Source organism: Ammoniphilus sp. YIM 78166 (assembly GCF_004522215.1).
In the GTDB taxonomy this organism is placed as follows: Bacteria; Bacillota; Bacilli; order Aneurinibacillales; family RAOX-1; genus YIM-78166.
This window is the reverse complement of sequence record NZ_SDLR01000004.1, coordinates 54,328-75,698: the sequence shown is the minus strand read 5'-3', so window position 1 is coordinate 75,698 and position 21,371 is coordinate 54,328. Positions and strand designations below refer to the sequence as shown.

Annotated in this window: 23 protein-coding genes; 17 read left to right on the top strand and 6 right to left on the bottom strand. The window is 46.8% G+C overall.

What is annotated here, in order from left to right; translation table 11 throughout:
• Positions 1 to 28 precede the first annotated feature (28 nt).
• Positions 29 to 1,168 carry an NAD(P)/FAD-dependent oxidoreductase gene (locus tag EIZ58_RS16960; protein WP_134702084.1) on the top strand — a complete coding sequence of 380 codons (1,140 nt, stop codon included), beginning with the start codon at positions 29 to 31 and terminating at the stop codon, positions 1,166 to 1,168.
• 75 nt (positions 1,169 to 1,243) lie between these two features.
• Here EIZ58_RS16960 and EIZ58_RS16955 read toward each other — a convergent pair whose 3' ends face one another.
• Both EIZ58_RS16955 and EIZ58_RS16950 read right to left on the bottom strand, forming a co-directional pair.
• Positions 1,244 to 1,702, bottom strand: a complete 459-nt coding sequence (locus EIZ58_RS16955) for a type II toxin-antitoxin system VapC family toxin (protein ID WP_134702083.1) — start codon at positions 1,700 to 1,702, stop codon at positions 1,244 to 1,246.
• Complete coding sequence (locus EIZ58_RS16950) at positions 1,699 to 2,016, bottom strand: hypothetical protein (RefSeq protein WP_134702082.1); 318 nt, start codon at positions 2,014 to 2,016, stop codon at positions 1,699 to 1,701. Before EIZ58_RS16950 ends, EIZ58_RS16955 begins: the two co-directional genes overlap by 4 nt.
• Positions 2,017 to 2,239: 223 nt before the next feature.
• Between EIZ58_RS16950 and hisD the strand changes: the two genes are divergently transcribed.
• A complete protein-coding gene (gene hisD / locus EIZ58_RS16945; protein ID WP_134702081.1) occupies positions 2,240 to 3,529 on the top strand; it encodes a histidinol dehydrogenase in 1,290 nt (429 codons plus the stop codon).
• A gap of 338 nt (positions 3,530 to 3,867) precedes the next feature.
• Here hisD and EIZ58_RS16940 read toward each other — a convergent pair whose 3' ends face one another.
• On the bottom strand, positions 3,868 to 4,131 hold the full coding sequence (locus tag EIZ58_RS16940) for a hypothetical protein (RefSeq protein WP_134702080.1): 264 nt from the start codon (positions 4,129 to 4,131) through the stop codon (positions 3,868 to 3,870).
• Between EIZ58_RS16940 and EIZ58_RS16935 the strand changes: the two genes are divergently transcribed.
• A complete protein-coding gene (locus EIZ58_RS16935; protein ID WP_134702079.1) occupies positions 4,126 to 5,121 on the top strand; it encodes a LacI family DNA-binding transcriptional regulator in 996 nt (331 codons plus the stop codon). The two genes, EIZ58_RS16940 and EIZ58_RS16935, sit on opposite strands and share 6 nt — an antisense overlap.
• A 40-nt stretch (positions 5,122 to 5,161) precedes the next feature.
• On the opposite strand, the gene EIZ58_RS16930 is transcribed toward EIZ58_RS16935, so the two are convergent.
• From EIZ58_RS16930 to EIZ58_RS16925, 3 genes are all read right to left on the bottom strand, one after another.
• Positions 5,162 to 5,719, bottom strand: coding sequence for a nitroreductase family protein (locus tag EIZ58_RS16930; protein WP_134702078.1), 558 nt, complete (start codon positions 5,717 to 5,719; stop codon positions 5,162 to 5,164).
• 105 nt (positions 5,720 to 5,824) lie between these two features.
• A complete protein-coding gene (locus EIZ58_RS33490; protein WP_167577764.1) occupies positions 5,825 to 5,998 on the bottom strand; it encodes a helix-turn-helix domain-containing protein in 174 nt (57 codons plus the stop codon).
• Between the two features lie 288 nt (positions 5,999 to 6,286).
• On the bottom strand, positions 6,287 to 7,348 hold the full coding sequence (locus tag EIZ58_RS16925) for a DUF3231 family protein (protein ID WP_167577763.1): 1,062 nt from the start codon (positions 7,346 to 7,348) through the stop codon (positions 6,287 to 6,289).
• 279 nt (positions 7,349 to 7,627) lie between these two features.
• On the opposite strand from EIZ58_RS16925, the gene EIZ58_RS16920 reads away from it, so the two are divergent.
• The 14 genes from EIZ58_RS16920 to EIZ58_RS16855 all read left to right on the top strand — a co-directional run bounded on the left by EIZ58_RS16920 (position 7,628) and on the right by EIZ58_RS16855 (position 21,371).
• Positions 7,628 to 8,116, top strand: a complete 489-nt coding sequence (locus EIZ58_RS16920) for a DoxX family protein (protein ID WP_134702842.1) — start codon at positions 7,628 to 7,630, stop codon at positions 8,114 to 8,116.
• Between the two features lie 158 nt (positions 8,117 to 8,274).
• A complete protein-coding gene (locus EIZ58_RS16915; RefSeq protein WP_134702076.1) occupies positions 8,275 to 9,030 on the top strand; it encodes an IclR family transcriptional regulator in 756 nt (251 codons plus the stop codon).
• Between the two features lie 288 nt (positions 9,031 to 9,318).
• The gene (locus tag EIZ58_RS16910) at positions 9,319 to 10,083 is read left to right on the top strand and encodes a 5-oxoprolinase subunit PxpA (protein WP_134702075.1); all 765 of its coding nucleotides are present in this window, start codon (positions 9,319 to 9,321) and stop codon (positions 10,081 to 10,083) included.
• A 112-nt stretch (positions 10,084 to 10,195) separates the two neighbouring features.
• Positions 10,196 to 11,338: an NRAMP family divalent metal transporter gene (locus EIZ58_RS16905; RefSeq protein WP_134702841.1), complete on the top strand. Its 1,143-nt coding sequence runs from the start codon at positions 10,196 to 10,198 to the stop codon at positions 11,336 to 11,338.
• A gap of 68 nt (positions 11,339 to 11,406) precedes the next feature.
• On the top strand, positions 11,407 to 12,198 hold the full coding sequence (locus EIZ58_RS16900) for a putative hydro-lyase (protein ID WP_134702074.1): 792 nt from the start codon (positions 11,407 to 11,409) through the stop codon (positions 12,196 to 12,198).
• Between the two features lie 116 nt (positions 12,199 to 12,314).
• On the top strand, positions 12,315 to 13,001 hold the full coding sequence (gene pxpB / locus EIZ58_RS16895) for a 5-oxoprolinase subunit PxpB (RefSeq protein WP_134702073.1): 687 nt from the start codon (positions 12,315 to 12,317) through the stop codon (positions 12,999 to 13,001).
• A complete protein-coding gene (locus EIZ58_RS16890) occupies positions 13,001 to 14,005 on the top strand; it encodes a 5-oxoprolinase subunit C family protein (RefSeq protein ID WP_134702840.1) in 1,005 nt (334 codons plus the stop codon). The genes pxpB and EIZ58_RS16890 overlap by 1 nt, the downstream gene beginning before the upstream one ends.
• A gap of 17 nt (positions 14,006 to 14,022) precedes the next feature.
• The gene (accB, locus tag EIZ58_RS16885; protein ID WP_134702072.1) at positions 14,023 to 14,496 is read left to right on the top strand and encodes an acetyl-CoA carboxylase biotin carboxyl carrier protein; all 474 of its coding nucleotides are present in this window, start codon (positions 14,023 to 14,025) and stop codon (positions 14,494 to 14,496) included.
• Entirely contained in the window at positions 14,489 to 15,844 is a 1,356-nt protein-coding gene (accC, locus tag EIZ58_RS16880; RefSeq protein WP_134702071.1) for an acetyl-CoA carboxylase biotin carboxylase subunit, read from the top strand. The genes accB and accC overlap by 8 nt, the downstream gene beginning before the upstream one ends.
• 230 nt (positions 15,845 to 16,074) lie before the next feature.
• Positions 16,075 to 16,347 (top strand): hypothetical protein, encoded by a 273-nt coding sequence (locus EIZ58_RS16875; RefSeq protein ID WP_134702070.1) that lies wholly within the window; start codon positions 16,075 to 16,077, stop codon positions 16,345 to 16,347.
• Positions 16,348 to 16,681: 334 nt separating this feature from the next.
• Positions 16,682 to 18,058 (top strand): solute carrier family 23 protein, encoded by a 1,377-nt coding sequence (locus EIZ58_RS16870; RefSeq protein ID WP_134702069.1) that lies wholly within the window; start codon positions 16,682 to 16,684, stop codon positions 18,056 to 18,058.
• A 58-nt stretch (positions 18,059 to 18,116) separates the two neighbouring features.
• Entirely contained in the window at positions 18,117 to 19,634 is a 1,518-nt protein-coding gene (locus EIZ58_RS16865; protein ID WP_134702068.1) for a class I adenylate-forming enzyme family protein, read from the top strand.
• Between the two features lie 3 nt (positions 19,635 to 19,637).
• Entirely contained in the window at positions 19,638 to 20,408 is a 771-nt protein-coding gene (locus EIZ58_RS16860) for a helix-turn-helix domain-containing protein (protein ID WP_134702067.1), read from the top strand.
• 111 nt (positions 20,409 to 20,519) lie between these two features.
• Positions 20,520 to 21,371: a 3-hydroxybutyryl-CoA dehydrogenase gene (locus EIZ58_RS16855; RefSeq protein ID WP_134702066.1), complete on the top strand. Its 852-nt coding sequence runs from the start codon at positions 20,520 to 20,522 to the stop codon at positions 21,369 to 21,371.

Sequence of the window (21,371 nt, the reverse complement as noted above, 5' to 3'; positions counted from 1 at the left end):
GGGAAATGATATTTTGAAGGTGGTTCCTATGCGAATAGTTATTTTAGGTGGAGGGTTTGGAGGACTAAATACCGCGTTGAGACTAGGCGAAAAGATGAGGGAAAGTAATCATGAAGTTGTCTTAATTGCAGATAAATCAAATTTTATATTTAGGCCTTCACTGCTATGGGTTCCCTTCGGGCAACGGAAGATAGAGGATATTTCGTTTCTTTTGGCACCGACTCTAGACAAAGCTGGGGTAAAATTTATCCAGAAGCAAGTTTCAAAGATTATGCCTAGAGAAAATAGGATCGTGTTTCATGATCAATCTGCCTTGGATTATGATTACGCTGTTATAGCTACGGGGGCATTCCCGGATTATGCGAAAATAGAAGGATTAAGGGGTAATACTTCATCGATATACTTTGCTGAAGATGCTTTAAAAACAAAGCTAGAAATTGAAAGTTTGGATTCCCAAAAACCCATTATCATTGGTGTGGCACAAGGAAACCCTTCTTCTTGGATGTCATATGAGTTTTTATTCGAATTAGACGCTTACCTTAAGCAAAAAAGACGAAACCCTTCGATTACCTACTTCACATATGAGAAAGATCTCCTTAACCATGGCGGAAAGAACGTCACAGAAATTTTAAAAACTCACATGCAAGAAAAAGGAATTGCCTACCACTGTGATGTTAACTTGCAGAAAGTTGATGAAGAGAACTTATTCTTCAGTAATGGCGTAGCTATTCCTTATGGCTTTTCACTCATATTACCCCCATACAAAGGGGCCGAGTTTATCTTTTCATCAAAAGAGTTGAATCACCAAAATGGTTTAATTACAGTGAATACCTTTCTGCAATCCGTTCAATGGGAAAATATATACGTTGTCGGAGATGCAAATTTGTTACCTAACCAGCAAGTTATTAAAACTGGACGTGCTGCAGAATTACAGGGACATATCGCTGCGGAAAACATATTGTTAAGACTAAAAGGTAAATCTCAAACTAAAGAATATGAGGACAGTTTACTAGGTCTAATGGAGCTTGGTACGAATGGGGGTATGTTTGTTTTTAGGTATCCAAATTCTAAATCGAGCTCTTCCATTATGGAGTGGGCTATGGACGGAACGGTTCCGCATTTAATGAAGATTGCATTTGAGAAATATTACTTGTGGAAATTAAGGTAGTAGCCTTAAAAAAGGGCTTCTTTCTTCAACATAACAGGTTGAGAGAAGCCCTTCTTTTGTTTTGTAAGACTCTTTTCATGATGTAGGAACGATCTGCAAATGGGACCAATCCAAGGATATTCGATTCCATTGACTGCTAAAGGAAAAGAGGCGCTGGATCCCTAGGTCGTGCATCACCACTAACGTACAGGCTTCGAGAAAAGACAAGCCGTCTTCATGATGCTCAAGCATGAGGCGTGCAGCTTCCTGCTCAATCGATTCATTTACTGCAATCACTCTCAATACCCCTACCTGCTCTGCCCGTTTCATGACGTTAATGAAAAATTGTGCCTGTTCGGGACCTGCCTGTTCGCGAATCCGTTCATGAAGCTCGTAAATCATGAGGTTGATGGTAACCAAGGGCTGTTTAAAGTCATCTAGACCGTAGAAAAAGGAGGCAGCCCTTCGATAAAACGGATGGCTCGGGTTCATGAATGCTTCTAGAGCCGACCGATCCAAAAAGACAGCTTGCTCTTGTAATTGTTCTTGTGTCATCCTAGGTCTCCTCCTCGAACACAGAGGCCTTCCAAACGTAAAAGGGGGTTTTGTTCCTTGCGTTCTTCTCTGATCTTCGGAAGGGTGTCCATTTCCTGGTGTTGGCAATATAAATCAATCGCTTCCTGGATGGCTTGGGAAAGAGGAATATTACGCTTGCGAACCGCTTTTTCAAGCTGATCGAGCTGTTCATCCCCTAAGGTGTATACCTGTATCGATTCTTTTTCTGTTCGTTTTTCCCGCCTAGACTTTCTCCTTTCCCCTTCTATCCGCTCCCATAGTTGATCCCAAGTCTTAGTCCATTTTGTATCCACTGCTTGATCTCCTTTCGCGACACGCTATCCGACCATTATAAAAGTAAAATGTATCCTTTTTATGACCAAGCTGTGATGAAAATGAGAAAGAAGGCTAGCTGAAAAGTTTTGCTTGATGTGAATACGTATGCATTATATAATTGGGATAACATAGCAGTTCAGTTTATGAGATTATGACGGGTTTTTGTGCATACGTATGCAATTAACCAGAGGGGGATTTTTCATGGCGACATTTATTAAAACAGGTAAAAGCCAAAGTGAGCAGGCAAAAGCCGAAGCACTGGTGAGACAAACAGTCGAAAAGATTATTGAAGATATCAAGCAAGGGGGAGACGCAGCGGTACGGGAATTATCGTGCCAGTTGGATAAGTGGTCGCCAGAATCGTTCCGTCTAACCCCGGAGCAAATTGAAGAGATTATTCAGGGAGTCCCCGCACAAGTAATCGAGGATATTCAATTTGCTCAAGCCAACGTAAGAAGATTCGCCGAGGCCCAAAAGTCCGCTCTACAGGATATTGAAGTAGAAACGCTTCCGGGTGTCGTGTTAGGGCATAAAAATATTCCGGTAAACAGCGTGGGATGTTATATTCCAGGTGGACGTTACCCGATGGTGGCTTCCGCTCATATGAGTGTGTTAACGGCAAAAGTAGCTGGAGTCCAGCGGGTTATTGCATGTACCCCTCCTATTAATGGAGAGATCCCTGCAGCCACAGTTACGGCTATGGCGTTGGCGGGAGCTGATGAGATCTATATTCTAGGGGGGGTTCAGGCTATGGCTGCGATGGCGTTAGGAACCGAAACTATTGCACCCGTCGATATGTTGGTAGGGCCGGGTAACGCCTATGTAGCCGAAGCCAAGCGCCAATTGTTTGGTCGAGTGGGAATTGACCTATTGGCAGGCCCAACCGAAACCTTAGTGATTGCTGATGAGACAGCTGACGCTGAGATGATCGCTACGGATCTGCTAGGCCAAGCCGAACATGGACCGACTTCACCATCGGCACTTATCACAACTTCAGAGAAGCTCGCCCAAGAAACCTTGGTTGAAATCGAACGCCAGCTCCAAGTATTGCCAACCGCTGACGTCGCACGAGTGGCATGGGAGGATTACGGTATTGTCATCGTAGTAGATAGTTTGGAAGAAGCGGTCGTAGAAGCTGATAAGCTTGCTTATGAACATGTGGAAGTTTTAACAAAGGATCCACAGTACTTCTTGGATAACATGAAAAACTTTGGAGCCCTTTTCCTCGGACCAGAAACCAACGTGGCTTACGGAGATAAAGTCATCGGAACCAACCACACGCTTCCTACCAAAGGAGCCGCTCGCTATACCGGCGGCCTATGGGTTGGAAAGTTCATCAAAACTTGCACCTATCAAAAGGTCAAGCCAGAAGCCACAGCCATGATCGGGGAGTATTGTGCCCGTTTATGTGACATCGAGAACTTTGCTGGCCATGCTGAACAAGCTCGTTTACGCGTGCGCCGCTATGGCAAGGTTGCAGTTGAAAAGTAAAACGTTCGTTGAGGGTATCCAGAATTGGGTACCCTTTTGGGGTTGTTGGGGTTGGGGGCGAGGTGAGGGCCAGGGCGGATTTTCCGGACGAGGTGCGGAAATCGCCGGACCGATCGTGAAATTCGCCGGATCAGGTTGTTTTTTCGCCGGACTGAGGTCCGGGCCTGGCAGTGGCATGGGCGGCCAGGGCGGGATTTGCCGGACGAGGTGTGGAAATCGCCGGACCGATCGTGAGATTCGCCGGACTGAGGTCCGGGCGGGCAGGTAGCATGGGCTGCCAGGGCGGATTTGCCGGACGTGGTGTGGAAATCGCCGGACCGATCGTGAGATTCGCCGGATCAGGCTGTTTTTTCGCCGGACTGAGGTCCGGGCCTGGCAGTGGCATGGACGGCCAGGGCGGGATTTGCCGGACGTGGTGTGGAAATCGCCGGACCGATCGTGAGTTTCGCCGGATCAGGTGTCCTTTTCGCCAAACCAACCGGCCCGCCTTCTACCCATCTAGCCGCCACTCCCACCCCTATCCCACAACCGAATTCGTCCGCCGAACAAATTATGATATAATCTCGTATGATTGGCTTGTTTGGGAGGGGTTGTGTATGCATAAGCAAGTGACGGCATCTGACATAGCTAAGTATCTTGGTATTTCACAGTCTACGGTATCGCGTGTGTTTACCCCTGGGGCACGAGTGGCGAAGGAAACGCGGGAGCGAGTGTTGCGGGCGGCTCAAGAGTTGGGGTATCGTCCCAATGTTTTGGCAAGGGGGCTTATTACGAAGCGGACGCGGATGATTGGGGTTGCGATGGCCGATATCCAAAATCCGTTTTACCCTGAGGTGTTGGGTGGCTTTTCGAAAAAGCTAAGGGAGCTGGGATACCAAGTGCTTTTCGTAAATATAGAAAACGATCAGATTGAGGACGCAGAGATGTCTCAATTTCTGGACTACAGCGTGGAGGGGGTTATTGTGACTTCAGCCTTGCTTTCCTCTAAGGTTGTATCATCGTTCGTGGAGAACAACATTCCTATTGTTTTGTTTAACCGTTACCATCAGAACCTGCACTGCCATACGGTCTGTTGCGATAACATGGACGCGGGTGATCAGATCGGGGAGTACTTGATTCAGAAGGGTCATAAGCGAATGGCTTACATCGCAGGAAATCCGAATACCTCGACAAGTCAGGATCGGGAGCAGGGGGTTCGGCGATCCCTTAATCGGCATGGTTATTCCTTGATCACCGATATCGGCCACTATACGTATGAAGGAGGCTTCGAGGCCTCGAAGCGTTTGTTAAGCAGCGTGGAGCCTCCAGATGCCATTTTTTGTGCCAATGATATCATGGCTCTCGGGGCGATGGATGCAGCAAAAGAGCTGGGCTTTGGCATTCCGAAGGATATCTCCTTTGTTGGATTTGATGATATTCCCTTGGCAGCGTGGTCTGGCTATTCGCTTACCACCTGGCGTCAGCCGGTAGAACAGATGATTCAATGGTCCATTGAACTGTTGATTGCTGAAATCGAAAACAAGGGAGTCGAGCGAGAGCCGATGGCCAAGTGGATTCAAGGGTCCTTGGTGGAGAGAAAAAGTGTAAGATAGCCGTGTTTAGTGTTGGATAACACTTAAACACGGCTTTTTTTTATAGCCAAGTCGTTTTTTCCTTGTAGGAAGTTCGTTTGGTCGGGGTAGCTTCTGCTTGGGGGTAACCAATAAACAAGCTTCCAACCACTTTCTTATTTTCTGGGGAGCCAATGAAACGGTAGAGTCGTTCGTCATGAACCAGTCCTACACCTCGAGTCCGCCAAACCATGCCGAGTCCCAGCTCTTGAGCCATAAGCCACATGGAATGAATCGCACAGCAGGCCGCATATTCATTATCGGTGGAAGAGGCAGGGTCACCCGGAATCACATCAGCGGTAACGACGATGATTAAAGGTGTCTGCTCTAATACTTTAACTGACTCTTGAATAAGATGTGGCTTTGTGGGAAAGCGTTCCTGTAAAAATTCTAGGGCCATCGCTTGATAGTTTTGTTTGGATTCCTCTCGGATCACGTAAAAATGCCAGGGCTCGCGCAGGCGGTCGTTCGGTGCATAAGTGGCTGCCTTGAGCAGTTTTTCAATTTTCTCCTCCTCAATGGGAGTGGATATGTAGTTGCGAATGGCTCTTCGATTAATAAGTGTTTCTACGATTGACATCGATTTCTCTCTCCTTCGTACCATTTACCTTTTAGTATAAACTTCCATTTTGGTTGTGTGAAGCTACAGTGAAAATAGAAGATAAAATTAGGTAAATAAAAGGAATTAGATGTAGCCGTTATCCTCCAGCCTTGCCAACCATCTTCTAATGGTTCTCGGGTTTCTATCAAAATGATTCACCATTTCCTTCATAGAAGGTCTATTAAAGTCTCGTTCCTTCAGAAAAAGCCACATCAAATATTCGCTTTTGCCTAAATCCAAGATGATCTTTGTACCCATTATTCCTCCACTATATTTTTTTTCATTATAGTAATACAGGTGTCTGATTTTTGGGAGACTGCATTTTTGGACTTTGTTGGACAAAAAGCGTCCCGTAAAATTAACCGAATTATCTAGTATTCATGGGATGCTCTCTCTTGTTCGATTTTGTGAAAGGAGGCACAATCGGTACTCGGACGGTTTATTCTAAGTCTATCCACTATGAGGGGTGTTTGACGGCAGGATGGAGAAAAGGCTGGACCCTTTGAAAGAGACCTGACTGCACAGGGCAATGAGGTCTTTTTCATCTTATTTCTGTATTAAAGATTTTCTGTCTGCTGCTCCCGGTTGCTTTTCTAGCCAGTGGTGTTTAACCATGATCGATAACCATTCATTGGCCAGCTTGACATAATCAACGAGGGCATTGCTGTAGGTGGCGATGACATCGGCCCTCATGGAGGTTCCTATCCCTGTACCATAATAAGCGATACCAGCACTTATCTTAAAGCCTTCGTGGAACATCATCAGCTTATCTGAAAACGGACTAATGGTCGAGGTGGTAAGGTCGGAATCCCAATTTCGGGGTACCGGAAGATGATCAGTCAGCATGATTTCACCAAGCTCGCGCAAGTGTTTTTCTGTAATTTCAACCAAACGAACTAGGAAATCGCGAACGTCCTCCGATTCGGCTACTTGTGCAAAGCCTAGTGCACCAGTCTTAGCCAGAACACCTTTTTTAAGATTGAACCAAAGGTTGGTGATTTCCGTCGCTGTTAGAGGTTTTGGATCTCCTAATAAATCAGCGATTAATCCTTTTTTGTTGACAAACTCCACATCCTCAGGCGGCGGCATTAAGGGGGACTCTGCATATTGTCCTCGTGATTTGCTAAGAGCAATAATTTTATTTAATAATTGCGCAGCTTCACTGTTACACTCGATGAAATAATCACGGATATCCTTCCGATCAGAGGTGCTGATCGCTACGCTATAAGTATTCAATCCGTGGATCGCCATAATCTCCATGAAATACAAAATAAAATCATCCGTCATGGTTCGCACTGCGTCAAAATTTACATCCTCTTCTAATGAAAAACCTTTGGGTATGGGGAAATGGGCATTGTGAAAAAAATGCCGGATCTTGGTCAGGTGAGCCTTTGACAATGATAAGGCGTATTCTAAGATGGCGCGGACTCCCTCATCCTCTACGATATGAAGAAAAAAGGAGTTAAAACAGAAGGACGAGCTATCCCCCATGTACTGATTCCACAGGTTAGCTACTTCCGAAGCGTTAAGCGTAGTTTTTTTGACATCCTTTGCATTCTCCAATACTTCCTTCACGATGTTGGCTAATTCAGCTTCTGTCAGTTTCATGTCCGGCAATACACCCTCCAGAGGAAAATAATATATCCTATTATTTCCTGGAATTGAGGGGGCTATGTATGTAGCTATTTTAATGCAATGGATGAACGGTGACGTTTTCGTATCCAAAATATGATCATTGTTTTTCAAAATTGTGAAAGGTATCACAATTAGTGAGCGCATGGTTTATACTAAAAGTGTAAAGAAGGAGGTGAGTAAATGGTTCAGAAAGGCTTAATCAAATACTTACTTTACCACTAATGAAAGGATATGATGAAAATGTTAGGCAAAATGAGAAGCACTTATATGGTTCCTTTATGGACAATTGTACGAATTTGGCTAGGGGTGCAGTGGCTGACGGCAGGATGGGGAAAGGCTTTTGGAAACTTTGATGCAACAGGGTATTTAAACGGAGCGATTGCGAAAGCCAGTGGAGAAAATCCGATTGTTAAAGGTTGGTACGCTGGGTTCCTTGAAGGCTTCGCGTTGCCGAATGTCGAACTCTTTAACTTCTTGGTGGCTTGGGGAGAAGTAGCGGTAGGCTTGGGATTGATTCTAGGTGCCTTTACCACGGTAGCTCTTTATGCCGGTGCCTTCATGAATTTAAACTTCCTGCTCGCAGGAACGATCAGCACGAACCCGATTTTACTTACTGTAGCCTTTGTTCTGTTAGGAATGGGAACTGCCGCATACGCGTGGGGCACTGACCGTTTCATGATTCCTTGGATGAAGAAATATGTGAACGAGGCGTTTAATCGCGAAGAGAAAATGACGACTTAAAGGAACAGTGGAAAAATGATAGTTATATTATGAGAAAAACCTTATTGCTAGAATGAAGCGATAGGTTTTTTTCTGTTCTTGAAAAGTTTTCATTGGTTTAAAGTTTAACTCCCTTATTTGCTATAATGAAAGAGCAAAGGCAAATAGGGGTGAAAAAAATGCAACACAAAAATAAGACGGTTGTGAAGTCTATGGATATATTGAATCTTTTTCTGGCGCACGACAAGCTGAATTTAAATGAGATGGTCGAGCTCTCTGGGATTCCCAAGACATCGGTTCATCGCATGCTCGGCTCGCTTGAAGACATGGGGTTTCTGACGAAGGATGCGGAAGGTAGGTATTCGTTAGGCCTGCTTTTTCTTCAATTTGGGCAATTAGTGGCCGACCGGTTGGATATCCGTCAGGTTGCTTTGCCGGTGATGAAGGCGCTGCGTGATGAGATAGGAGAAGCTGTGAATTTGATCGTGCGGGATGGACAAGAATCCATTTATATTGAAAAGCTGGATGCCAAACACCCAGTTCGGCTGTATACGAAGATCGGCCGCCGATCGCCGCTCTACGCAGGGGCATGCTCCCGGATCATACTAGCCCACCTCTCGGATCAGGAGAGAGAGGAATACCTAAATGAAATTGAGTTAAAGCCGATTGCTCTTGGGACCATCACAGATAGGGAGATGCTTCGCAAAACGTTAGACGAATCCAAAGCAAGTGGATATAGCGTGAGCCAGTCGGAGCTGGAGAACTACACCTCTTCGGTTGCAGCGCCCATTTTTGATCATACGGGAAAGATCCTCGGGGGACTGAGTGTGGCAGGACCTGATGTCCGGTTTAACGAGGAGCGACTGCCTTTATTAATTGAGAAGGTAAGAAAAGCAGCAAATGAAATATCGGCAAAATTTGGTTGGAAAAGTTAAGATAGGAACAGTTTACCCTTCAGTATTGTACTGGGGGGTAAAGTGTTTTTTTTTTTTTTCATGAATTTATATATTGATTTTTAGTTTTGAGATAATTATAATAAATTCAAATCTGATTCTTGGAACAATAATTCCGTATATCGGAATTAATGCTGAATTGAAATAGATTGTCAGGTTTTTTCACAAACTTATATTAAAGTGAACTGCAATCCACTAAGATGGATTCAACGGCAATATCGGAATTTACATTCCGAAATTCGAAACAAAACACGAGGGAAGGAGACACAAATGACTCAGATTGATTTGAACTGTGATCTAGGAGAGAGTTTTGGTGCTTATCAAATAGGGATGGACGAAGAGATTCTTCCGTTTGTGAGCTCGGCAAACATCGCCTGCGGTTTCCATGCAGGAGATCCAGGGGTTATGCGGAAGACGGTGAAGCTAGCGTTAGAAAATGGGGTTGCCATAGGGGCTCATCCAGGGTTGCCTGATTTGCAAGGCTTCGGTCGCAGGAATATGAATGTCTCCACCCAAGAGGCCTATGACATGGTGGTGTATCAGTTCGGAGCTTTGCAAGCGTTTGTACGCGCGGAAGGAGGAGTTGTTCGCCATTTAAAGCCACATGGAGCGTTGTATAACATGGCAGCTGTTAATCCCCAATTATCGGAAGCGATTGCAGAAGCGGTTTATCGTGTTGATCCTCAGTGCATTTTGTTTGGCCTTTCCGGAAGTGAATTGGTTCGAGCGGGTAAGAGGATCGGTTTGCAAACGGCCCATGAAGTGTTTGCAGACAGGACTTATCAAAAGGATGGAACCCTCACCCCAAGGAATCAACCGGGTGCACTCGTGGTCGATGATGATCAAGCGATTCAGCAAGTGATTCGAATGGTCCAAGAGGGCAAAGTACGTTCTCAACAAGGGGACGTCATTTCGATTGAAGCTGACACGGTCTGTATACATGGTGATGGACCTCATGCCTTGCAGTTTGCCCGCAGGATCCGAGATTCTTTTGAAAGGATTGGAATTTCAATTCGTGCGGTTGGACATAAATAAAATTAAAAATAAGGGGGAATGAGCTTTGGAACCAGCAAGAAAGCTTCCATTAGAAGAGAAGCAGGATGCACCAAAGTCAAATTGGAGTTTACTATTAGGAGCGGCGTTTCTTATGGCCACTTCTGCGATTGGCCCGGGTTTCTTGACGCAAACCACGGTGTTTACACAGCAGTTAGCAGCTAGCTTTGGCTTTGTTATTTTAGTGTCAATTATTTTAGATATAGGAGCTCAGATGAACATCTGGCGCATCCTGGTTGTTTCGGAAAGGCGTGCACAGGATGTAGCGAATATGGTGCTGCCTGGATTGGGCTATGTTCTAGCTTTCCTCATTGTACTTGGGGGGCTGGCGTTTAATATTGGAAATATCGCCGGTGCCGGCCTAGGGGCCAACGTTATTTTTGGCGTGACACCAGAGATGGGGGCACTGTTTAGTGCGGTTATTGCGGTAGCTGTCTTTGTTGTGAGAGAAGCAGGCAAGCTGATGGATCGCTTCGCACAAATTATGGGTTTCCTTATGATCGCACTTACGCTCTATGTTTTGTTTACAGCCAATCCTCCGGTAGGAGAAGCGGTCGTGAAGTCGTTTGTTCCGGATACCATTGATATGCTGGCTATCGTCACCTTAGTCGGTGGAACCGTGGGTGGTTATATTACCTTTGCCGGAGGGCATCGTTTGTTGGATGCCGGTGTGAAAGGGGTACAAGCTCTTCCTCAGGTGACGAGAGGATCGATCTCGGCAATAGGGATTGCCTCGATTATGAGAATCTTCCTTTTCCTTGCTGCTTTCGGAGTCGTCGCACAGGGATTACAGATAGATCCTGCGAACCCGCCTGCTTCAGTTTTTAAACTAGCGGCTGGAGATGTTGGATACAAGCTGTTTGGGATTGTCATGTGGTCAGCCGCGATCACATCGGTGATTGGGGCGGCGTATACATCCGTGTCATTTATCCGAACGTTAAATCGAAACATCGAAAAGTATCACAAGTGGGTCATTATTGGATTTATTGTATTTTCTACACTCGTATTTATCTCCATAGGAAGACCGGTCAAGGTCCTTATCTTAGCCGGGGCCCTCAATGGGTTGATCTTGCCGCTGTCCTTGGGCGTGATGCTCATCGCTGCTTACAAGAAGAACATTGTAGGGGACTATAAGCACCCTGCTTGGATGACCGCTTTTGGAGCGTTAGTTGTGGTTTCGATGGGGTACATGGGTGCCTATACGTTGTTTACGCAAATTCCTAAGCTGTTCCAATAAGGCTTTTAACAAACGCCGCAGGAAGGTTAAAGGCCTGCGGTTCTTTTATAACAAAGGGGGATTCATGAATGAGTAACATCGCTCAATTATCGCCAGCCGAGGCGCGCCAGTGGATTCGAGAAGGACGTTGGGTAAAGCCCACAGCGGGGATGTCCAACGGGTATGCGCAAGCCAATTTGGCCATTTTGCCGAAGGAATTGGCTTTTGATTTTCTGCTGTTCTGTCAGCGCAACCCCAAGCCTTGCCCGGTTCTAGATGTGACTGAAGCGGGATCTCCTGTCCCTCGCCTCGTGGCGCCGGATGCGGATATCCGCACCGATATTCCGAAGTATCGAATCTATCGGGATGGGGAGTGGGTCGATGAGGTGACCGATATCACAGGATATTGGCAAGACGATATGGTGGCCTTTCTTCTTGGATGCAGCTTTTCATTCGAGAGTGCCTTAATGAACAATGGGATCTCGATTCGTCATATCGAGGATGGCTGCAACGTACCGATGTATAAGACATCTATACCTTGTACTCCAGCCGGCAGGTTTGAAGGTCCTATGGTGGTCAGTATGCGCCCGATTCCAGAGAAGGACGTGGTGCGGGCGGTTCAGGTCACGTCTCGTTTTCCTGCGGTTCATGGAGCACCGGTTCATATCGGTCATCCGGAAGCGATCGGGATTCAAAATATCCACAAGCCTGATTTTGGTGATGCGGTCGCGATTAAAGAGGGGGAGGTTCCGGTTTTCTGGGCCTGTGGTGTTACTCCTCAAGCGGTAGCCATGCAAGTTAAACCCAAACTCATGATCACGCATGCTCCTGGTCATATGTTCATTACGGATCAACGGGATGAACAATATGGGGTTCTATAAATTACGGCTGGTTTACCAGCCGTTTTTTCTTGTAATTTTATTATTTAGAAAGTATTATTATTCTATAATCTAAATTTCGGAATTAACATTCCGAATTACGGTATAGGGGTGATGACATGTTCACATATGAGCTATCCCCATTGGGAGAGACGGCTGTTCGGGTGGTTTTGGGTACCGGGATTGATCCGGACATTCACCGCAAGGTGAAGACCCTGTCGGAATATTTGGACCGAAATCCTTTTCCAGGCATGATTGAATATATTCCTTCGTTTTCGAGCGTAACGGTGTTATACAATCCAATGGAATCGTCGTTTGATACTGTATCCGTTTTCTTCAGGGAAGCTTCGAATCAGATTCAAGAGAGCACGCAGTATGTACCGAAGACCGTGGAGATACCGGTTTGCTATGGCGGGGAGTTTGGCCCGGATCTGGAATTTGTCGCAGAGCAGAATGGACTCAGTGTAGAGGAAGTCATTAAGATCCATTCAGAGGCGGAATATCTTGTCTATATGATCGGATTCGCTCCTGGTTTCCCCTACCTAGGGGGGATGTCCGAGAGAATCGCGACCCCTCGGAGATCTAGCCCTAGGATCTCGATTCCAGCGGGCTCGGTTGGAATTGCCGGCAGCCAAACGGGGGTGTACCCCATTGAAACACCGGGTGGATGGCAGTTGATTGGCCGAACGCCGTTAGCGCTGTTTCGTCCGAATGAGAGTCCGCCGAGTCTACTTCAAGCTGGCGACGTCATCCGGTTTCGTCCGATTACCCTTGAGGAATACAAACAGTATGGGAGGAATGGATGATGAGTGTGGAGGTGCTTCGTTCAGGCTTGCTGACAACGGTTCAGGATCTAGGGAGATATGGATATCAGAAGCATGGAGTGATCGTTAGCGGGGCGATGGACTCCCTAGCCATGAGGTTATCCAACCTGTTAGTAGGTAATGCGGAGGGGGAGGCAGTTTTAGAGATCACCCTACTAGGTCCCACGCTGAGATTGAACAAGGATACGTTGCTCGCGATTACCGGAGGGGATTTGTCCCCAGAGATTGATGGTCTTAGCGTACCTATGCGCAGGCCGGTGTGGGTCAAGGGAGGAAGCATTCTTAAGTTTGGAGCCTGCCGATCCGGTTGCCGAGCGTATGTGGCCTTCGCCGGAGGATTCGATATTCCTGAGGTTATGGGGAGCAAGAGCACGTATATGCGTGCGGGACTCGGAGGATACGAGGGGAGAGCCTTAAAGGAAGGGGATCAGATCACGATCAAGGAGCCTACAGGACAGTCGCTTGCCTGGTTTAGTAAAGGTTCCGAAAAGTTGTCAAGTTGCCGATTCGCTACGACCTCCTGGTCCATTGCAGGAAATCCGGTTTCGAAAGGGTCAAAGCTTGTTCGAATTCGGGCAACGAAGGGTAGCCAATATGAATTTTTTACTTCAGATAGCCGAGTTCAATTTTTTAACGAGACCTTTAAGGTATCAGCGCAGTCCGATCGCATGGGATACCGGCTTTCAGGGGTAGCGATGCAATTGACGGAAAAGATCGAGATGATTTCTGAGGCAGTGGCCCTAGGAACCGTTCAAGTGCCGCCAGATGGCAATCCCATCATCTTGTTGGCCGATCGGCAAACGGTTGGCGGGTACCCTAGGATTGCTCAGGTGGCGGTGGCAGACATTCCTTTGATCGCCCAGCTAAAGCCTGGAGATGAGATTCAGTTTGAAGAAATTGCCTTGGCTGAGGCTGAACAATTATATAGGGAGAATGAAAAATTCATTCAGGAAGTGAAGACCTCAATCAAGCTGAGGATGACATAAGAAAAGGAGCTGTACGAATGCTGAAAGCACATGAATTACGCGAAATAATTAAACTGGTAGAGGAGTCCTCGTCCATTGGCAAATTCGAATTTGAACACGAATCCACGAGGCTGGTGATTACGAAAAAGGAAGGAGCAGCACAGCCGATCCTCAAGAGCGAGGGGTCTGCTGAAACGACCAAGGAAGTGAAAGAAGTCCCAGAGGTTCCTGTGCAAGCGACACCTCCAGCAGCCACAACAGAGAACACCCAAACCATCGTTTCTCCAATGGTTGGAACCTTTTATTCGGCTCCAGAACCTGGGGCTGCGCCTTTCGTCCAAGTGGGTCAGCAGGTTCAGGAAGACACTATTGTTTGCGTATTAGAAGCGATGAAACTATTTAATGAAATTGAAGCAGGGGTGAAGGGAACCATCGTCGAGGTTCTTGTAAAGGATGGCCAGATGGTCGAGTATGGACAGCCTTTGTTCAAAGTGGGGATGAAAGATGTTTAAAAAAGTACTGATTGCCAATCGGGGAGAGATCGCAGTCCGTATTATCCGAGCTTGCCGTGAGATGGGGATTGACACCGTAGCCGTATACTCGCAGGCCGATCGCCAAGCTTTGCACGTAAAGCTGGCGGATGAGGCTTATTGCATCGGGCCGGTAGCATCTAAGGAAAGCTACTTAAATATGACCAGCCTCCTCAGTGTAGCCACCCTAACAGGGGCGGATGCCATTCACCCAGGATATGGATTCCTAGCGGAGAACGCCGATTTTGCCGAGATTATTACCGCGTGTGGGATTACTTTTATCGGGCCGGATGCGGAAGCCATCAACAAGATGGGGGCCAAGGCGGTTGCGAGAGAAACCATGAACAAGGCCGGGGTACCGACGGTTCCCGGTACTGAAGGAATCATTGAAGACGTCGAAGAGGCAGTTCGAGTGGCCCGCGACATTGGCTATCCTGTGATTGTGAAGGCCACCGCTGGCGGCGGAGGAAAAGGCATGAGGGTAGCCGCCAATGAAGAAGAGCTGCTTAAATCAATTCGCCAAGCTCAGAAAGAAGCGGAAACGGCATTTGGCAATCCAGGTGTTTACTTAGAAAAGTATCTGGAAGAGCCACGGCACGTGGAGATCCAGATCATGGCCGATCGATATGGCAAGACGGTGTATCTTGGGGAGCGGGACTGTTCCATTCAACGTCGCCATCAGAAGCTTGTAGAAGAAGCCCCTTCTCCCGCGCTTAATCAAGAGTTAAGAGACCAAATGGGTCAAGCTGCGGTCAAAGCTGCACAAGCGGTCAACTATCACGGAGCGGGAACGGTTGAATTCCTGTTAGACAAGCATGGCCAGTTTTACTTTATGGAGATGAATACCCGAATCCAAGTCGAGCATCCTGTGACTGAGTTGGTTACCGGCATTGACTTAATTAAAGAACAGATCCGTGTGGCGGCAGGCTACCCGCTTTCCTTCGAGCAAGAGGACGTGAAAATTGATGGATGGGCGATCGAATGTCGGATTAACGCAGAGAATCCGGCTAGGAATTTTATGCCTTCCCCAGGTAAGGTAAATGCGTACCTTCCGCCAGGCGGCTTCGGCGTGCGAATTGACAGCGCGGTTTACACGGGCTACGAGATTTCCCCGTTCTACGATTCTATGGTTGCTAAGGTGATTGTTTGGGGAAAAGACCGCGAGGAAGCGATCGAAAGAATGAAACGGGCACTCGATGAGTTTGTCATTGAAGGCATCTCGACTACGATTCCTTTTCATCAGAGATTGCTAGAGCATGAAGGGTTTGTTAAGGGAGATTTCAATACGAAGTTTCTAGAGACTTATGATGTTATGGTGGAGGGAACGTAATAACTTATAAATAAAATGAGGGAGAAAAAGGATACAGAAGTTTGTACCCTTATTCTCCCTTTGTTGTTCAATAAACCTGAAATTTAAAGCGGTCACCATGAAATAAGATTTTGGCGTACTCGATGACTTGATTATCCTCTGCATAACTAAAATTAGATAAGCTAAAATTGCTTCCTGCAAGTAAAGTTTAATAAAGTCTGATATAATGGTTTCAGAGGAGTGTGATCAGAATGGATGAAAAACTGCTATTGCAAATCATCGAAAAGCTAGATAATTTAACAACTGATGTAAAAGAGATAAAATCAGAGCAACGGGAAATGAAACACATGCTAATAGACAGTAGAACTGAAGCAAGAAGTGAAGCAAAGCAATTGTCCGCTACCCAGACAAGACAACAGAGGGTAATCGAAATGCTCTCCTCCCGATCAGTACAAAACGAAGCGGATATAAAGTCGCTACAAGATGAAGTAGAAATTATCAAAAATCAATTACCAAAAACATAGGTGGTGGTCAGTATCCCATTTACACGGGAGAGAGATCACTACTTTTTTGTTGTCCGGGGATCGATAGCACGGGGACGACATTAACATCTGTGCAGCAATTGAGAATGCGGAGGGAGAGTACTGTGCCGTAACTGTAAGTATTGGATGTGCAGCCTTTGGAAAGTCAGATACCAACATGTTTTAGCAAAAAAATGAAAATAGAGCGAATACAAATTTTAAACTTAAAGTTTGTAAATTTCACTATAATTAGTACATCGGAAGCCTATCACAGTGGCTTGAAGGAAATGTTTCCGTTTTCATTACTATTCTGTAGGAGAAAAAAGGGGAGAAGAGCATGGCACTCAATGAACGCAAAGATGGACAGGAACAACCGTTTTGGCCGGTAGGACCTTTTAAGGTTCGATTGCCGTTTATCCATTATCGGTGGGAAAAGGCGGAGTTTGTACAGGCACTAATCATGTTTGTCGTGAGTTTAGGCATGATTCCGCTGCTGACGCAGTATCTTGGATTGCCTTATGAAGTGGCCTTGGCGTATGTTTTTATTGGCGGAGTTGGCTTTATGCTTCCGGCACTGTTAGGCGTAGCGATGGTTCCGGGCTGGATAACGCCGGCTATACCAGTAGTGCTTTTGTACTTAGGGAAGTTTGAACCCGGCCCAGAAGCGATTAAGGCATTGTTTGCCCTCCAGATCCTCGTGTTTGCGATCTTCTTCGTATTAGGGATTACCAAGTTGGGAGGGAAATTGGTGAATATCGTTCCCAACTCCCTGAAGGCTGGGATTATGATCGGAGCAGGGATTGCGGCTTTGACCGGAGAAATTCAAGCAGGTGGCCGTTTATATAATACACCCATTTCTTTAATTATCGGAAGTTTGTTAGCCGTTTACATTTTGTTTTCGCTTTCGTATCGAACGCTTGTACAAAAGGCAAAGTTCGCTAGAGTCATTGCTAACTACGGCCTGGTACCTGCCATGATTGCGGCTATGCTGATTGGCTGGGGAGTGAAGGAATATAAGTTTCCGGATGTGCAGTGGGGGATTACCCAGCCCGCTTTTGGAGATATGTGGAACTACCTTCCTTTTACGGTCGGATTCCCGACTATTGACATGTTTTTACTTGCTGTTCCTACTGCGTTAATCGCTTACATTATTGCGTTCGGTGATATCATCGTCGGGAATACCCTATTGGATCAAGGGGCAAAGGTGCGAAAAGATGAGCACATCGACATCAATGTTGATCGCGTTCACCTCGTTACCGCCATGCGAAACCTGCTGCATTCGTTTTTTGCTCCTTATCCAGGACTTGCGGGTCCGCTCTGGACACCAGTCCAAGCAACCATGATGGAGCGCTATAAGTATGGCAGAACAGCGATGGATTCCATATATAGCGGCTCGGGAACGTTCTGGATTGCAGGCTTCATCGCTTTGTTCATACTTCCGCTCGTCAGTATTTTTCAGCCGATTCTTCCGATTGCTTTATCATTGTCGCTGATTATTACGGGATATGTGTGTATTAGTGTAGGGATTGAGCAGCTGCAGACGAACACCGAACGAGGAGTTGCCGGAATGATGGCGGTCGTGCTAGCAGTTCACGGTGCTACCTATGGATTGCTGGCTGGGGTTGTGCTATATTTCATCGTAGAAAAGAAAAGCTTATTTGCTAAGAAAACGCAGGAAACGCACCTGCCGGAGGAACAAGAGAAAAGCGCGTAATGAAAAGGAGAGGGCTTCCTCTCCTTCTTTGATATAAGCGGAAAAGGAGCTGGCTGTATTGAATTTATACCAATTGTTTACCTCGGCGGCAGAGCGGTACCCGCACCATCCGGTTTTAGTGCAGGGGGACCGTCGCTATTCTTATGCCCAACTGGATGAGGAAGTCCAGCGTTTGGCCTCCGCCCTGCAAAAGCTAGGGCTAAAGCCGCATGAACGGGTGATGGTGCTGATGAAGAACCGAATTGAAACCGTTGCCCTCTTCTGGGCTATTCAACGCTTGGGAGCGGTTTTTGCACCGATCAATTTGCGCTCATCTGCAGAAGAAATCGTATATTGCGTGAATGATCTAGAGGCGAAGCTAATTGTATTCGAGGAAGCAGGCAAGCATTTGCTCAGGAAGCAAAAGTTCAATGACCGACCAATTTTCATTGGACTCGAGGCTGGAATCGGTGACGTCAGCTACGAGGAGCTGCTGAAATCGGGAGGTCATGAAACGGAGACTCATTTTGTTTCCGATGATGACCTGGCTGTGATCCTGTATACCTCGGGAACCTCCGGAAAGCCGAAGGGAGTCCCCCGCACCCATAAGAACGAATATTCTTCCACGGTAGCCCATATCATTCAATGCGGGTACCAGATGTTTGACCGAACGCTCGGCATCCCCGCCTTATCCCATACCATTGGGCTGCGCTCTCTGCTGGCCATGACGCTGCTCAATGGTCTGTATGCCCCGCTGCCTGACATGGATGCAGAGGAGTCGCTGGCTCTGATCACGAAGGAAGGCATTAGCTGCTTGTTTATGACACCGACGATGTATCATGACCTTGTTTTCCATCCCAAGGCTAATCAGTCTGATTTTTCGAGGATCCACTCCCTGGTTTACTCGGGTGCTTCGATGTCGGAAAAGCTCATACAAACCTGCGATGAGCTGATGAAACCGCGTTCGTTTGTTAACCATTACGGCAGTACGGAAATTTTCACCTTTTCCTTCTTCCTGGATGTAAGGAAGAAGCCAGGATGTGCTGGAAAACCTGGCATCCACGAGCATATGAAGCTGATCGGTGCCGATCAAGATGTGCGGGGAAAAGGGGAAGTGGGCGAAATTATTGTCAGCATGGATTCGGCGGAAGCGTTTAAAGGTTACTGGAATCGTCCCGATGCCACAAGAAAAGCCATTAAGCAGGGCTGGTATTATACCGGAGATATCGGTTACATGGATGAGGATGGAGATCTTCATGTTATTGGGCGTGCGGATGACATGATTCTTACCGGCGGGGAAAATATTTATCCCCAAGAGGTGGAGCGCGTGCTGAACGAGCACCCAGATGTGCGGGAATCGGTAGTTGTGGGCGAAGAGGATAATCGCTGGGGGCAAATCGTGACGGCTTATATCGTGGGTGATCGTCCGGAGCTGACTTCTCGGGAGCTGGATCATTTCTGTAAGGCCCATCTCCAGCTGCCAAATTACAAGCGGCCGAGGAAATATATATGGATTTCTGAAATTCCAAGAAACTCAGCAGGTAAGATTTTGCGCAGGGAATTGAGAGAGGGACAAGTGACAGGAAGGGAGATATAAGCCGTGGCTGATATTCTGATTGTGGATGATGAAATTGAAACGCGGCAGAGGATTCGCTCCCTTCTGCAAGACAGCCCGTACCACCATTTTTCCATCTGGGAGGCAGATTCGGCTGAAAAGGGCTTAACCTTGGTCAAGCACAAGTCCCCTGCCGTAATGCTTACAGATTTGTCATTAAGTGATATGGATGGCATCGAGTTTGGGAAAAGAGTCTTAAGGAACCATCCTAATACGCATGTCATTGCGGTGACCCATCTGCAAATGTTTTGTACCGTACAGGATTGCATCAATGCTGGATTCTCTGCGTACCTCCTAAAACCGATTGAAAAAAGCGAGCTGTTTCAAACCCTTGAGCGGCTCATTGCAGTCCAGTTGCTTCAGCAAACGGCTTCAATTATGGAAAAGCGAAACGACGCCCCGGAAGAGAGATTGGAAGCGGACTTGGGGAACCCCATCCAATCGGCCATTCAATATATCCAGCAAAGATACTATGAGCCCATTACGCTCAGGGAAGTCGCGGATTTTGTCTACTTGAGTCCTTCGTATTTCAGCCGGCTATTCAAGGAGGAACAAGGGTTGACCTTCGTGGAGTACTTGACAGAATACCGATTGAAAAAATCAAGAAATCTCCTGAAGATGACCTCTCTTCCAATGGATGTCATCGCAAGCCAAACTGGATTCTCCAGCCCCGCTTATTTCTCGACGACGTTTAAGCGAAGCGAGAACCAGACCCCCAGCGAATACCGGGCGATGTTTTCCAACCTTGTGAAATGAGATAAAAAAATCAAAAGCTACGAACGGAAAATTTCGAAACATGAAACTCTTCTTAACGATTACAATGATGTTGTAAGCGTTTTATAGACAGAGATTAAAGGGGAGAGGGATATGAAAATTGAAAAGCTGATGGTGGTTGGGGCAGGTCAAATGGGAAGCGGAATTGCACAGGTGCTGGCGCAATCCGGCCTGTCGGTACTCCTCAATGATGTAACGGATGAGCGAGTGCAAAAAGGGATTGAGAAAATAGCCAAACAGCTGACCCGTGAGGTGGAAAAAGGAAGAAAAACCGAAGAAGAAAAATCGGCGATCCTTTCTCGCATTTATGGCTCTACCGATTTGCGAGATGCCAAGGAAGTAGATTTGGTGATTGAGGCTGCCACGGAAAATAAAGAGATCAAGCTGGGGATTATTCGGCAATTGGATCAAACGATTCCTGCCAATGCGATTTTGGCTACCAATACCTCTTCCTTGCCAATTACCGAGCTGGCTGCAGCAACCGGGAGACCGGACCAGTTTATCGGCATGCACTTTTTCAATCCGGTTCCGGTGATGAAGCTGGTAGAAGTGATTCGCGGCTTGGCCACTTCGGAAGAAACCTATCAAGCGATTGTAGACTTGGCCAAATCCTTGGAGAAAATTCCCGTCGGCGTAGAGGATTCCCCTGGCTTTGCAGCTAACCGCATTCTGGTTCCAATGATTAATGAAGCGATTTTTTGCCTTTATGAAGGAGTTGCAACGACTGAAGACATTGACCAGGTCATGAAGCTGGGGGCCAATCATCCGATGGGTCCGCTAAAGCTCGCTGACTATATTGGGCTCGATGTGTGCCTCGCCATCATGGAAGTGCTCCATCAGGGCTATGGAGATCCGAAATACCGCCCATGCCCGCTTCTGAAGAAATATGTAAGCGCCGGCTGGCTGGGGGTGAAAACCGGGCGCGGATTTTATACATACGAATAA